The organism is Silvania sp. (genome assembly GCF_051656365.1).
GTDB classification, from domain to species: domain Bacteria; phylum Pseudomonadota; class Gammaproteobacteria; order Enterobacterales; family Enterobacteriaceae; genus Enterobacter; species Enterobacter hatchlandensis.
On record NZ_JBOGBT010000020.1, the window covers coordinates 1 to 14,503 of the forward strand.

At 54.0% G+C, this 14,503-nt stretch carries 13 protein-coding genes; 2 read left to right on the forward strand and 11 right to left on the reverse strand.

Annotation, left to right across the window (positions count from 1 at the left end):
* The 7 genes from ACRDD5_RS03720 to ribF all read right to left on the reverse strand — a co-directional run.
* Positions 1–186: carbamoyl-phosphate synthase domain-containing protein (locus ACRDD5_RS03720; protein WP_438675977.1), on the reverse strand; the 186-nt coding region annotated here is incomplete at its 3' end.
* Between the two features lie 456 nt (positions 187–642).
* Positions 643–1,464, reverse strand: coding sequence for a 4-hydroxy-tetrahydrodipicolinate reductase (gene dapB / locus ACRDD5_RS03725; protein WP_438675975.1), 822 nt, complete (start codon positions 1,462–1,464; stop codon positions 643–645).
* A 202-nt stretch (positions 1,465–1,666) separates the two neighbouring features.
* Positions 1,667–2,617, reverse strand: a complete 951-nt coding sequence (ispH, locus tag ACRDD5_RS03730; RefSeq protein ID WP_438675976.1) for a 4-hydroxy-3-methylbut-2-enyl diphosphate reductase — start codon at positions 2,615–2,617, stop codon at positions 1,667–1,669.
* On the reverse strand, positions 2,598–3,068 hold the full coding sequence (fkpB, locus tag ACRDD5_RS03735) for an FKBP-type peptidyl-prolyl cis-trans isomerase (protein ID WP_271282494.1): 471 nt from the start codon (positions 3,066–3,068) through the stop codon (positions 2,598–2,600). Before fkpB ends, ispH begins: the two co-directional genes overlap by 20 nt.
* Before the next feature lie 53 nt (positions 3,069–3,121).
* Positions 3,122–3,622, reverse strand: a complete 501-nt coding sequence (lspA, locus tag ACRDD5_RS03740; protein ID WP_271282495.1) for a signal peptidase II — start codon at positions 3,620–3,622, stop codon at positions 3,122–3,124.
* Positions 3,622–6,438: an isoleucine--tRNA ligase gene (ileS, locus tag ACRDD5_RS03745; protein ID WP_271282496.1), complete on the reverse strand. Its 2,817-nt coding sequence runs from the start codon at positions 6,436–6,438 to the stop codon at positions 3,622–3,624. The genes lspA and ileS overlap by 1 nt, the downstream gene beginning before the upstream one ends.
* 33 nt (positions 6,439–6,471) lie before the next feature.
* Positions 6,472–7,410, reverse strand: a complete 939-nt coding sequence (gene ribF / locus ACRDD5_RS03750; RefSeq protein WP_271282497.1) for a bifunctional riboflavin kinase/FAD synthetase — start codon at positions 7,408–7,410, stop codon at positions 6,472–6,474.
* A 327-nt stretch (positions 7,411–7,737) separates the two neighbouring features.
* Here ribF and rpsT point away from each other — a divergent pair, with 327 nt between their 5' ends.
* On the forward strand, positions 7,738–8,001 hold the full coding sequence (rpsT, locus tag ACRDD5_RS03755; protein WP_044612007.1) for a 30S ribosomal protein S20: 264 nt from the start codon (positions 7,738–7,740) through the stop codon (positions 7,999–8,001).
* Between the two features lie 59 nt (positions 8,002–8,060).
* On the opposite strand, the gene nhaR is transcribed toward rpsT, so the two are convergent.
* The 4 genes from nhaR to dnaK form a co-directional block, all read right to left on the reverse strand.
* Positions 8,061–8,960 (reverse strand): transcriptional activator NhaR, encoded by a 900-nt coding sequence (nhaR, locus tag ACRDD5_RS03760; protein WP_271282498.1) that lies wholly within the window; start codon positions 8,958–8,960, stop codon positions 8,061–8,063.
* A gap of 59 nt (positions 8,961–9,019) precedes the next feature.
* Positions 9,020–10,195, reverse strand: coding sequence for a Na+/H+ antiporter NhaA (nhaA, locus tag ACRDD5_RS03765; RefSeq protein ID WP_271282499.1), 1,176 nt, complete (start codon positions 10,193–10,195; stop codon positions 9,020–9,022).
* 171 nt (positions 10,196–10,366) lie between these two features.
* Entirely contained in the window at positions 10,367–11,506 is a 1,140-nt protein-coding gene (dnaJ, locus tag ACRDD5_RS03770) for a molecular chaperone DnaJ (RefSeq protein ID WP_271282500.1), read from the reverse strand.
* Between the two features lie 86 nt (positions 11,507–11,592).
* Positions 11,593–13,515, reverse strand: a complete 1,923-nt coding sequence (gene dnaK, locus ACRDD5_RS03775) for a molecular chaperone DnaK (RefSeq protein WP_271282501.1) — start codon at positions 13,513–13,515, stop codon at positions 11,593–11,595.
* A gap of 297 nt (positions 13,516–13,812) precedes the next feature.
* Between dnaK and satP the strand changes: the two genes are divergently transcribed.
* Positions 13,813–14,382 (forward strand): acetate uptake transporter, encoded by a 570-nt coding sequence (gene satP / locus ACRDD5_RS03780; RefSeq protein WP_271282502.1) that lies wholly within the window; start codon positions 13,813–13,815, stop codon positions 14,380–14,382.
* The last annotated feature ends 121 nt before the right edge of the window (positions 14,383–14,503 follow it).

A 14,503-nucleotide genomic window follows, 5' to 3' on the forward strand; every position in this document is an offset into this window, starting at 1 on the left:
ATTACCAATATGGGGATAAGTAAGAGTGACGATTTGGCGGGAATAGGAAGGATCAGTGAGGATTTCTTGATAACCGGTCATTGAAGTATTGAAAACGACTTCCCCAACCGCCGAACCTGTTGCCCCTATGGCCCGACCGATAAACTGGGTTCCGTCTTCCAGAACCAATAGCGCTGACTTAATCAAAACACCCTCCAGAGAATATTCACTCACTTTATCTGCATATTAATTCACAACCATGGTGTGAAGCAATGCAAATTTGCTGCATGTGGATTTTCGGCAAACGGCGGCATTCTGGGGATTTGGCAGGGTAAAGTCAACTGATAATGCGTATTTTGTTTGTTGTTTTTGCGCCACTGATGGCTGAGAAGGGTGTTAACGGGCAAAAAGATCAACTAAATCACCTGAGAAAACGCTTGCGGGTCAGATTTAGTTTTAATACGACGGTCAGCACCTGAAAAAGTGGACCATTTGGTCAAAATTCACAACAGGAAACCAAATAAACAGGATATAACCTATAAATATGGAACGTTAGAATAAAAATGATAACCGGACAGGTAAAAATAAAAGGGCAATAAAATATTGCCCTTTGCAATCAACTAATTATGACTGCAATAACCACATCACGAAGGGTAAACATGATTATAAATTATTGAGATCAAGCACATCTCGCATGTCGAAGAGGCCATCTTTTTTGCCTTTCAACCAAATTGAAGAACGAACAGCCCCATTTGCAAAAGTCATCCGGCTCGATGCTTTATGAGTGATCTCAACGCGCTCGCCGATATCAGCAAACATGGCGGTATGCTCACCCACGATATCGCCGGCACGGACGGTCGCAAAACCAATGGTGCCAGGCACGCGTTCACCGGTATAACCTTCACGGGTGTACACAGCACAATCCTTCAAATCTTTATCCATCGCCTGGGCAATCGCTTCGCCCATTGCCAGCGCAGTACCTGACGGCGCATCGACTTTATAACGGTGGTGCGCTTCAATGATTTCGATATCGGTGTACTCCCCCATCACTTTTGCCGCTTTCTCCAGCAGCTTAAGCATGACGTTCACGCCGACGCTGAAGTTGGCCGCAAAGACAATGGAAATCTCTTTTGAAGCATCCTGGATAGCCTGCTTGCCTGCGTCATCAAAACCAGTGGTGCCGATAACCATGCCCTTGCCATGCTGACGACAAAACGCCAGATGCGTCAGGGTGCCTTCCGGACGAGTGAAATCGATAAACACGTCGAAATCGTCTTTGACCGCCTCAAGGCTGCTTTGTACAGTGACGCCTGACTTGCCTGCGCCCGCTAACTCTCCGGCATCCGCGCCTAACAGCGACGAGCCTTCGCGCTCCAGCGCCGCGCCAAGACTGACGCCATCCATCTGCAGCGTCGCCTGAATTAACTGGCGGCCCATACGGCCACCCGCGCCAGCAATCGCGACGCGAACCTGTGCATCATGCATAGTTATTCTCTTACGTTAAAATGATGTAAACCGTTTTCAGATTAACCAGCCTCTGACGAAGCCGCCATCCGAAAACGCCAATAATTAGAATTTAATGATAAACAGCGGGAAGTATCAGTAAAAGACATGATTTAGCCGCACAAGGCGGCAAACAAAAAAAAGCCAGCAACGAATTTGCTGGCTTGATTTGGCTGGATGCAGGTTACTCGACTTCCTTTGCGTCGATACGCAGCTCTTTGGGCACTTCGAAGACGATGTTCTCTTCCCGGCCGGCCAGCGGGATGGCATCCCCCCCACCAAGCTCCTGCAGACGCGCAATCACGTTCTGGACCAGGATATCCGGCGCAGAGGCTCCGGCGGTCACACCAACGCAGCCAGCGCCTTTTACCCACGCTTCCTGAATATCGGTAGCATCATCGATCAGGAACGCGGCTTTCCCCATGCGCTGCGCCAGTTCGGCCAGACGGTTGGAGTTAGACGAATTCTTCGAGCCGACAACCAGCACCACATCAGCCTGCTCCGCCAGAGCACGTACCGCTTCCTGACGGTTGGTGGTGGCGTAGCAGATATCGTCCTTACGCGGACCGACGATCTTCGGGAAGCGCTTGCGCAGCGCATCAATCACGTCGGACGTATCGTCCACCGAAAGCGTGGTCTGGGTCATAAACGACAGTTTGGCTTCGTTTTTAACGTCCAGCGTCAGGACATCTTCCGGGGATTCAACCAGGTACATCCCCCCTTTCGGGTTGCTGTACTGGCCCATCGTGCCCTCAACTTCCGGGTGACCCGCGTGACCAATCAGGATCGACTCTTCGCCACGACGACTGGCACGAGCGACTTCCATATGCACTTTGGTCACCAGCGGACAGGTGGCGTCGAACACGGTCAGATCGCGACTCTTCGCTTCGTTACGAACCGCCTGGGAGACACCATGGGCGGAAAAAATCAGGATCGCGCCATCCGGCACTTCGCTGATCTGTTCGATAAAGATCGCCCCGCGCGTGCGCAGGCTATCGACCACGTAGCGGTTATGCACCACTTCATGGCGAACATAAATAGGCGCGCCGTAAAGCTCCAGCGCGTTTTCGACAATGCTGATAGCGCGGTCTACTCCGGCACAGAAACCGCGCGGGTTAGCCAACAGGATCTGCATTTACTTCCTCCAGTACCGGGTCGATTTCCAGTACTTCAACATCAAAATGGACGGTACGCCCGGCGAGCGGGTGGTTAAAATCGACGGTGATTGAGTCGCCGTTGATTTCACGGATCACGCCAGGCATTTCGCTGCCATCCATTGCGGTAAAGAGCATAATCGCGCCGATTTCCGGTTCACCCGCATCCATAAACTCACGACGCGAGAAATACTGGATCAGGTCCGGGGTCGGTACGCCAAATGCGGCATCCGGCTCCAGTGAAAAGGCTTTTTTCTCCCCCTCTTTCAGCCCCAGCAGCTGCTGCTCAAGACCTTCAGACAGGGAGGTATCACCAAGACGAAACAGCGCCGGTTTGCCGTTATTGCGGGTGGACTCCGCCGTGGAGCCATCATCAAGTTTCAGCGTGAAATGAACCAGCATCGCGCTGTTGGACTGTACGGATTTAGACATGCAGAGTGCTCACTTGTTTTGCCGGATGGCGCTACGCCATCCGGCATGTACTGTTACGCCTGTTTCTTCGCCGCCGCGTTTGGCAGGAAGCCTTCCAGCACAATCATCGCCGCACCAATACAAATCGCCGTATCGGCCAGATTGAAGGTCGCGAAGTGCCAGTTGCCGACGTAGAAGTCGATCATATCGACCACGAAGCCGTGCCACAGACGGTCAAACAGGTTACCCAGCGCGCCGCCAATGATCAGCGCGTAGGCAATGTTATTCAGCTTCTGCGTGGCTTTCCCACGGTACATCAGCACCGCCAGTACGACACAGATACCGAGCGCGATACCCGCGAAGAACCAGCGCTGCCAGCCGCCGCTGTCAGCCAGGAAGCTAAACGCCGCGCCGTAGTTGCGCGCATAGTGCAGATTCAGTGACGGGAACAGCGGCACCGTATCCCCCAGAGCAAAATTCTGGAGGATCAGGTACTTGCTGCCCAAATCAATAATCAGCACGACTACCACCAGCCACAGCCAGCGCAGCCCTGTTGAACAGAGAGATTTACTCATCAGGCAAACTTACGTTTTTCGCCAACACCGGCGACGTTGCTGACACAGCGTCCGCAGATCTCTGCGTGTTCCGCCACCTGACCGACATCAGTGGTGTAATGCCAGCAGCGCGGGCACTTCTCACCGTCGGCTTTCACCAGCGCCACTTTCAGCCCTTTGAGCAGTTCGCTCTGCTGGGCATCAGCAGTCGCATCGGCATAATCCCCAACTCGGGCACCGGAGGTCAACAGGACAAATCGTAATTCATCACCGAGCGCGGTCAGCTTCGCCGCCAGCTCAGGTTCAGCGTACAGCGTCACTGCTGCTTCCAGCGAGCCGCCGACTTTCTTGTCAGCACGCGCCTGCTCGATCACCTTGTTCACTTCGCCGCGCACTTTCAGCAGCTCGTCCCAGAAGGTATCGTTCATAGCTTCAGTTTCGCCCAGGCCAAACAGCCCTTCATACCATTCACCGGTAAAGACATACTGCTCACGGTCGCCCGGCAGGTAGCCCCAGATTTCATCTGCGGTGAAGGACATGATCGGTGCCATCCAGCGCACCAGCGCTTCTGCGATATGGAACAGTGCGGTCTGGCAGCTGCGGCGCGCCACGCTGTCCGCTTTAGCGGTGTACTGGCGATCTTTGATGATGTCGAGGTAGAACGAGCCCATCTCAATGGAGCAGAAGCGCATCAGGCGCTGCACCACTTCATGGAAATCGTAAGATTCGTATGCCTTCAGGATGTCATCCTGTGCCGCCTGGGCACACCCGACTGCCCAGCGATCCAGCACCACCATCTCTTCCGGTTTCACCATGTCTTTTACTGGATCGAAACCGTTGAGGTTCGCCAACAGGAAGCGCGCGGTGTTACGGATACGACGATAGCTGTCGGCAGCACGTTTCAGGATCTCATCGGAAACCGCCATTTCGCCGGTGTAGTCAGTAGATGCCACCCACAGACGCAGAATATCGGCGCCCAGTTTGTTCATCACGTCCTGCGGAGAGACAGTGTTACCGATGGATTTGGACATCTTGCGGCCCTGACCATCGACGGTGAAGCCGTGGGTCAGCACCTGGCGATACGGCGCTTTGCCCTTCATGGCGGTGGAGATCATCAGCGATGACATAAACCAGCCGCGGTGTTGGTCAGATCCTTCCAGATACATGTCGGCGGCGTGACCGGTAAATTCCGGACGTACATCAACCACGGAGGAGTGGGTTGAACCGGAGTCGAACCACACGTCGAGGGTGTCTGGCACTTTCTCGTAGCTGTCCGCGTCAGCGCCCAGGATGTCGCGGGAATCGAGATCCCACCACGCCTGAATGCCGTCCACTTCAACACGCTTAGCAACTTCTTCCATCAGTTCCAGCGTGTTTGGATGCAGTTCCTGCGTCTCTTTATGAACGAACAGAGACATTGGCACGCCCCAGGTACGCTGACGGGAGATACACCAGTCAGGACGGTTGGCAACCATCGATTCGATACGCGCCTGGCCCCAGTCCGGGATCCACTGCACGCCTTTGATTTCGGAAAGGGACTGCGCGCGCAGGCCTTTCTGATCCATGCTGACGAACCACTGCGGGGTCGCACGGAAGATGATCGGTGACTTGTGACGCCAGCAGCACGGATAGCTGTGCTGCATTTTTTCAACGTGCAGCAGCGTACCGTTGTCGCGCAGCATGTTGACGATGATGTCGTTAGCTTTAAAGACGTTCACGCCGTCCAGGGTCGGATACGTGCCTGGCAGGTAAGCGCCGTCCGCGCCGACCGGGTTAGCGATTTCCAGACCGTATTTCAGGCTGATGTTGTAGTCGTCAGGACCGTGGCCGCCGGCGGTATGAACCGCACCGGTACCCGCTTCCAGCGTCACGTGATCGCCCAGAATCGCCGGGACATCGAAGTCGAGGAACGGGTGTTTGAAGCGCATCAGTTCCAGCGCATCGCCGTTCACCGTACCGAGCACGGTGTAGTCCGTGATATTGGCGCGTTTCAGAACGCTTTCGACCAGCTCTTTCGCCAGGATCAGCGCCTGACCTTCGATCTGCACCAGCGCGTACTCGATCTCAGCAGAGAGAGAGATCGCACGGTTAGCAGGCAGGGTCCACGGGGTGGTGGTCCAGATAACCAGCGAGATTGGGCCACTGACGCCCGGCAGGCCGAATTTGCCCTGCACCGCGTCCTGATCGACGGCAGTAAAGGCAACGTCGATGGATGGGGAGGTTTTGTCGTAATACTCCACTTCCGCTTCTGCCAGCGCAGAACGGCAGTCCACGCACCAGTGCACCGGCTTAGCGCCTTTATGCAGATGGCCGTTGCCGATGATTTTGCCCAGCGCACGGATGATGTTGGCTTCAGTTTTGAAGTCCATGGTCAGGTACGGGTGCGACCAGTCGCCCAGCACGCCCAGACGGATAAAGTCTTCGCGCTGACCGTTCACCTGAGTAGCAGCATATTCACGGCATTTGGCGCGGAATTCAGCAGCGGTAAACTTCTCACCCGGCTTACCAAATTCTTGCTCCACTTTCAGCTCGATCGGCAGACCGTGGCAGTCCCAGCCCGGAACATAAGGGGAGTCATAACCCGTGAGGCCTTTGGACTTCACGATAATGTCTTTCAGAATCTTATTTACAGAGTGACCAATATGAATGCTGCCATTCGCATAAGGAGGGCCATCATGCAGAATGAAGGTTTTTTTACCTTTTTTGGCCGCACGGATGATGCCGTACAGGTCATCATCAGTCCAACGCGCCAGCATTCCCGGCTCACGCTTGGCGAGGTCGCCGCGCATCGGGAACCCTGTTTCCGGCAAATTCAGGGTTGATTTAAAGTCACTCATCAGATTCTCGGTTCCGTATTTATATCTCAGGCATTAAGCCGGATTTGATAGCCCAAAAAGTTCGCGGGCTGTTAATTCATCTCTCGCGATTTGCGCTTTCAGTTCATCGAGCGAGGCGAATCGCTGCTCATTGCGTATTTTTTTACGCAGGATTACATCTATATGGCGACCGTAAAGGTCCATTACAACGTCCAGCAAATGCACTTCAAGCTGCTGGCGTACGCCTGCAACTGTCGGGCGAGTACCAATATTGGCCACACCCGGGAGGGGCTTATCACCCAGCCCCGTTACTTCAACCGCAAAGACCCCTTTTACCGGGGAGACCTGACGACGCAACGGTAAGTTCGCCGTAGGGAAACCAATCGTGCGGCCCAGTTGATCACCATGCACCACGCGCCCGGAAATAGAGAACGGACGCCCGAGCAAACTCTCGGCAACGTCCAGATTATCGTCGGCCAGCGCCTGACGAACGGCCGTACTACTGACGCGCACCCCGCCCTCGCAAAAAGTCTGCGTGCTGGTGACGTCAAAACCGTACTCCAGGCCAGCCTTCTGTAATAGCAAGAAATCCCCCTGGCGACCAGCGCCAAAGCGGAAATCATCACCTACGGCGAGGAACTGCACCCCGAGGCGTTCGACTAACAGATCGCCGACAAAATTTTGTGCCGTCAGCGCGGCGAAGCGTCGATCAAAACGGATGCACAGGACATAGTCCACGCCGCACTGCGCAAGGTAGCGTACCTTTTCACGCAGGCGGGTCAGCCGTGCGGGGGCTTTTTCGCTGGCAAACAGCTCCAGCGGCTGCGGCTCGAAAATCATCACCACCACCGGCAGACCACGCGCCTGGCCTTCTTCACGCAATCGCTGCAACAGCACCTGATGCCCACGATGCACACCGTCGAAATTACCAATAGTCAGCACACACCCGTGCGGGGCCTGACTGAGATTATGTATGCCGCGTATCAGCTTCATGACTGGCTCAAAACAGTGAAAATCGTGAAAGTATACCTTGTACAGCGGTGAACGTTAACCGGCGATTGTTGCCGCAAAACAGAAAGCCGTAATGATTTCATCGTGGTTGCCTTTCAGCACGAAAAAAACTGACTGCCTGTGACGTTTTTTGTGCCGAAAAGCTGTATTCAGACGCCACAAGCTGGTAGAATCCTGCGCCATCACACGTAACGAGCGTTGTCATATTAACGGCGCTTATTTGCACAAATCCATTGACAAAAGAAGGCTAAGAGGTCATATTCCTCGGCCTTTGAATTGTCCACATAGATCATATTTGGGAGTTGGACCTTGGCTAATATCAAATCAGCTAAGAAACGTGCTGTACAGTCTGAAAAGGCTCGTAAGCACAATGCAAGCCGTCGCTCTATGATGCGTACTTTCATCAAGAAAGTATACGCAGCTATCGAAGCTGGCGACAAAGCTGCTGCACTGAAAGCATTTAACGAAATGCAACCGATCGTGGATCGTCAGGCTTCTAAAGGTCTGATCCACAAAAACAAAGCAGCGCGTCATAAAGCAAACTTGACCGCGCAGATCAACAAACTGGCTTAATCGCCACTTGTTGTTGCTTGTTTTAGAAGAACCCGCTTAACGCGGGTTTTTTTATGTCTTTAAAACGTCGGTGGGGTAAACAGCGCAGAGTAATCCCGGTTACAGATACGTTGCACCGCCGGATGCTGAATCATTCGTGCAGCAAATATGGCGTGATACTCTTCCATCACGTTATCGACCCGACCAATCTCCGTAATTTTTTCATCCGCATAAAGATCCTGTGCATAGAGTGTCGGCGCGACAAAAATTGCGTTGTGCGCTTCACCAAACGCTTTCATCAGCGCCGCATCATCAAACTCACCCAGAATCTCAACGTTAAGTCCCTGCGAGTTAAACCAGTTCAGCAGCTTGCGTCCCAGCATCGAACGCCGTCCGGGTACCAGTAAACGACGCTCTTCCAGGCAGGCGGGAAACGGTTTTTTCGGCGGTGGGTTAATGCACCAGAAGCTGACGCCACACTCGCCAATTTTCACCGAGAATAGCCCTTCCTGCTGGGTTGAATCGATCGGGCAGTCGGAGATAATCATATCCAGCTTATGCTGACTCAGCTGCTCCAGCAGCATCTCGTGGGTCGACTCGAAGCAGCGCAGATGGATCTGTTCATCTTCCACCACGGCAGCATCGAGTACGCCGCTCACCAGCCGTTTGGACAGCGCATCCGCCACGCCCACGTCAAAGAGCAGGTTCGACTCCTTGCGGTAGTTCACAATGTCGAGCATCTCCTGACTCAGCGTGAACATCTTATCCGCATAACGAAACACCAGCTCGCCCAGCTCACTCGGTTCAATGCCGCGCCCTTTGCGCTTGAATAACTTACCCTGCAGGCGCTCTTCCAGCGCTTTTATCTGTCCGGTTATCGTCTGGGGCGTCAGGTACAGTGCTTCTGCAGCACCGACTACTGAGCCCTCTTTATAGACATGCCAGAAGTAATAGAGGTGGTTGTAGTTAAGATGGGACATATCATTCTCACTCCTTGATCGTATTGCCGGGAGGGATGTGCTGCCCTCCCGGCGTCCTGTCAGGCCGGGTGTACTTGCCCCGACAATTTCATCTTCAGTAAGGTGTAGCCGATCCCTGCCGCCAGCAGCGACCCGGTTAAAATACCGAGTTTAGCCCAGACGATCAGCTCCGGAGCATGCGGGCCAAACGCCAGCGTCGAGATAAAAATCGACATGGTAAAACCAATTCCGCACAGCACGCCAACCGCCATGATCTGCCGCCACGTTGTCCCGTGCGGCAATGACGCCAGTTTAAATTTCAGCGCCAGCCAGCAGAAGAGGCTGATACCCAGCGGCTTACCGATAAATAGCCCGGCAATGATGCCCAGCGGCAGCATCGATGTCAGCCCATCCAGCGTCACACCTTCAAGCGACACACCGGCGTTGGCGAACGCAAACAGCGGCAGGATCATAAAGGCAACCCACGGGTGCAGAACATGCTCGAGCTGCTTAGCGGGTGATTTGCCCTCCTGCGGCTTCAGCGGCACAAAGAAGCCGATAATCACGCCTGCCAGGGTGGCATGCACGCCCGACTTCAGTACGGCAGTCCACAGAATCACCCCGACCAGCACATAAATGCCAACCCGACGTACGTTGCAGATATTCAGGATCGCCAGCACCGCAATTGCCGCCGCCGCGACGCCCAGCGAGAGTACCGACAGCTCGCTGGTGTAGAACAGAGCGATAATCACAATCGCACCCAGGTCATCGATGATAGCCAACGCCATCAGGAAGATTTTCAGCGCCATCGGCACGCGGTTGCCCAACAGTGCCAGAACGCCGAGCGCAAAGGCGATATCCGTAGCCGCCGGGATCGCCCAGCCGTGACGGGCGACGGGATCCTGATAGTTAAAGGCCAGATAGATCAGCGCCGGAACCACCATCCCGCCGATGGCGGCAATCACCGGGAACGCTGCTCTCTGGCGGCTGGCCAGTGAGCCCTGAACCAGCTCGCGTTTGACTTCCAGCCCTACCAGCAGGAAAAAGACCGCCATCAGCGCATCGTTGATCCACAGCAGCATGTTCTTGTTGATTTCCAGCACGCCGACCCGGAGTTCTACAGGGGTTTCCAGAAATGCATGGTACAGATCACGGGTAACGCCCAGGTTAGCCAGCAGCATGGCACAGGCCGCAGCCAGAATAAGAATGATGCCGCCGGAGGCCTCATTTTGGAAAAAACGGTGTAGAAGTTTCACTTTTACTTTCTCTCTCTATGACAATCCCTCGTTAAAACCATCATACTTGAGGTCATTCATCGGTAAAAGCAGGTTAATATTGAGTATATACTCAGTTTTTACGAATTATTTTTTGACAAACAAAAAGCCCGGAATCGCTTCCGGGCTTGAAGAAAAAACTGCAGCTAAAAATTAGCGGGTCAAATCGTCGAAGAATTTTTTCACGCCATCAAAGAAGCTTTTGGAACGCGGGCTGTTGTTCTCACCCGTCGGGCCGCCGAAGCTCTCCTGCAGCTCTTTCAGGAGCTGCTTCTGTTTTTCGTTCAGGCCAACCGGGGTTTCCACCACCACGCGACACAGCAGGTCACCCTGCGCACCGCCGCGTACCGATTTAACGCCTTTACCGCGCATACGGAACAGCTTACCGGTCTGGGTTTCACCGGGCACTTTCAGGTTTACGCGACCATCCAGCGTCGGCACTTCGATTTCGCCGCCCATCGCCGCCATCGCAAAGTTGATCGGTACTTCGCAGTACAGGTTGTTACCTTCACGCTCAAAAATCGCGTGCTGTTTCACCTGAACCTGAACGTACAGATCGCCTGCCGGTGCGCCATGTTCGCCCGCTTCGCCTTCACCAGAAAGACGAATGCGATCGCCGGTATCCACGCCTGCCGGAATTTTAACAGACAGGGTTTTGGTCTTCTCAACGCGACCGTGACCGTGGCATTTGTTGCACGGATCTTTGATCAACGTACCGCGACCCTGACAGTGCGGACAGCTCTGCTGCACCGCGAAGAAGCCCTGACGCATCTGCACCTGGCCGGAGCCGTGACAGGTTGGACAGGTCTGTGGCTTGGTGCCGACTTTCGCACCGCTGCCGTGGCAAACATCACACCCTTCCAGCGTCGGGATGCGGATCTCTTTCGTCACGCCACGTACGGCTTCTTCCAGCGACAGGTCCATATTGTAACGCAGGTCTGCGCCACGGGATGCACGCTGACGACCGCGGCCACCGCCGAAGATATCGCCGAATACGTCACCAAAGATATCGTTGAAATCAGCACCGCCACCGCCACCGAATCCGCCGCCACCGCCCATACCGCCTTGTTCAAACGCGGCATGACCATACTGATCGTATGCCGCACGCTTTTGCGCATCGGTCAGGATCTCGTAGGCTTCTTTAATCTCTTTAAATTTGGCTTCGGCCTCTTTGTCACCCTGGTTACGGTCCGGGTGAAACTTCATGGCCAGGCGCTTGTACGCCTTCTTGATTTCACGCTCTTCCGCGGTTTTGGAAACGCCTAAAATCTCGTAAAAATCTTGCTTTGCCATTGGTTTTTTCAGCCCCTTAACATGCGAGCACGGGCGGAGAGGAAACCTCTTCGCCCGTGCCGATTAATTACCCTGCATCAGGGCGATTATTTTTTGTCTTTAACTTCTTCGAACTCAGCGTCAACAACGTCGTCGTCTTTCGCATTGTTCGCAGATGCATCAGCGCCTGCTGCACCAGCCTGCTGCTGTGCGTGCTGCTGCTGGGCGATTTCCATCAGCTTCTCGGAAACCTGCGCCAGTTGCTGCATCTTGGCTTCGATATCAGCTTTGTCTTCGCCTTTCAGAGACGTTTCCAGCGCGCTCAGTGCAGACTCGATAGCGGTTTTGTCGTCTGCTGGCAGTTTGTCGCCCGCTTCCTCAACCTGCTTACGGGTGCTGTGCAGCAGATGGTCACCCTGGTTGCGGGTCTGAACCAGCTCTTCAAACTTACGGTCAGATTCCGCATTGGCTTCCGCTTCGCGAACCATCTTCTGGATCTCTTCTTCGTTCAGACCAGAAGAGGCCTTGATGGTGATCTTCTGCTCTTTACCGCTATTTTTGTCTTTTGCGGAGACGTGCAGAATACCGTCAGCATCGATATCGAAGGTCACTTCGATCTGCGGCATACCGCGCGGCGCCGGGCTGATACCATCCAGGTTAAACTGACCCAGATCTTTGTTATCCGCAGCACGTTTACGCTCACCCTGCAGCACATGGATGGTTACCGCAGACTGGTTGTCTTCAGCGGTAGAGAACACCTGGCTGTGCTTGGTCGGGATGGTGGTGTTTTTGCTGATCAGCGCAGTCATCACGCCGCCCATGGTTTCGATACCCAGCGACAGCGGGGTAACGTCCAGCAGCAGTACGTCTTTCACTTCACCGGTCAGTACACCACCCTGGACCGCAGCGCCGATAGCAACGGCTTCGTCCGGGTTAACGTCTTTACGCGGCTCTTTACCAAAGAATTCAGCCACTTTCTTCTGAACCATTGGCATACGCGTCTGACCACCGACCAGGATAACGTCCTGGATTTCGGATACGGACAGACCTGCGTCCTGCAGAGCAACTTTCAGCGGCTCGATGGAACGGTTAACCAGGTCTTCTACCAGGCTTTCCAGTTTCGCGCGAGTCACTTTGATGTTCATGTGTTTTGGACCGGTCGCGTCTGCAGTGATGTACGGCAGGTTCACGTCGGTCTGCTGCGCAGAAGAGAGCTCGATTTTGGCTTTTTCTGCGGCTTCTTTCAGGCGCTGCATTGCCAGCGGGTCGTTACGCAGGTCAATGCCCTGATCTTTCTTAAACTCGTCAACGAGATAGTTGATCATACGGCTGTCAAAGTCTTCACCACCCAGGTGGGTATCACCGTTGGTAGCCAGAACTTCAAACGTTTTTTCGCCGTCAACTTCGTCGATTTCGATAATAGAGATATCGAAAGTACCGCCACCGAGGTCGTATACCGCGATAGTACGGTTGCCGACTTCTTTATCCAGACCGTATGCCAGCGCAGCGGCAGTCGGTTCGTTGATGATACGTTTTACTTCCAGACCGGCGATACGGCCCGCGTCTTTGGTTGCCTGACGCTGAGCATCGTTAAAGTATGCCGGTACGGTGATAACCGCTTCAGTTACTGGTTCACCCAGGTAATCTTCAGCCGTTTTCTTCATTTTTTTCAGCACTTCTGCAGAGATCTGCGGCGGTGCCATTTTCTGACCTTTTACATCAATCCACGCATCACCGTTATCAGCACCGATGATTTTGTACGGCATGATGGCTTCATCACGCTGCACTTCTTCGTCCTGGAAGCGGCGGCCAATCAGGCGTTTGATCGCAAACAGGGTGTTTTGCGGGTTTGTCACGGCCTGACGTTTAGCCGGCTGACCAACCAGAGTTTCACCGTCCTGGGTATAAGCAATGATAGAAGGCGTGGTGCGATCGCCCTCGGCGTTCTCCAGCACACGTGCAGTAGTGCCATCCATAATCGCTACACAAGAGTTGGTAGTCCCCAGGTCGATACCAATAATTTTACCCATCTAAACGTCTCCACTAAAAATTCGGTCATACATGTGGTTGTGAACCTGTAATAAGGGCAGATGATGCTTTTTCAACTGTCCCCGATTTGATTATTTTCAGGTTCACTCACTGCGGTTGACTACAAGATGGGGTCGCAACGGCATCCATCAAGGGGGGAGGATAAAAAAATTTTTAATTTCACCCTGCTCAGATCATAGACGCCGTCGCCTGCGCTGATTATCATGCCGCGCCCCGCCAGGGAGAATTGGCGAGGGTCACACCATTTCACCATATTAATGATGATTTTTTGAGGAATTATGGGCAACACTAAGTTGGCTAATCCGGCTCCGCTGGGTCTGATGGGTTTCGGCATGACCACCATTCTGCTGAACCTGCATAACATTGGGATGTTCCCAATGGATGGCGTTATCCTGGCGATGGGCATTTTCTACGGCGGCATCGCACAAATCTTCGCAGGGCTGCTGGAATATAAGAAAGGCAATACCTTCGGGTTGACTGCGTTTACCTCGTACGGCTCTTTCTGGCTGACGCTGGTCGCTATTCTGCTGCTGCCGAAAATGGGTCTGGCCGATGCGGCGAACGCACAGTTTATGGGCGTTTATCTGGGCCTGTGGGGCGTCTTCACGCTGTTCATGTTCTTCGGCACGCTGGTCGGTAACCGTGCGCTGCAGTTCGTGTTCCTGAGCCTGACCGTGCTGTTCGCCCTGCTGTCTATTGGCCACCTGGTCGATAACGGTGAAGGCATCATTCACGTTGCCGGCTGGATTGGCCTGGTGTGTGGCGCCAGCGCCATTTACCTGGCAATGGGCGAAGTGCTGAACGAGCAGTTTGGCCGTACCGTTCTGCCGATTGGTGAAAAACACTGATCCCCCTTCGTGCCCGCCCTGCGGGCACGAAATCGCCTTCCCTGTGAATGCCCCGTCTCGTTTATATCCGGTCAATTTTCAGCCACAACAGAAACGATTAATAAACGGGATGGCAATATTC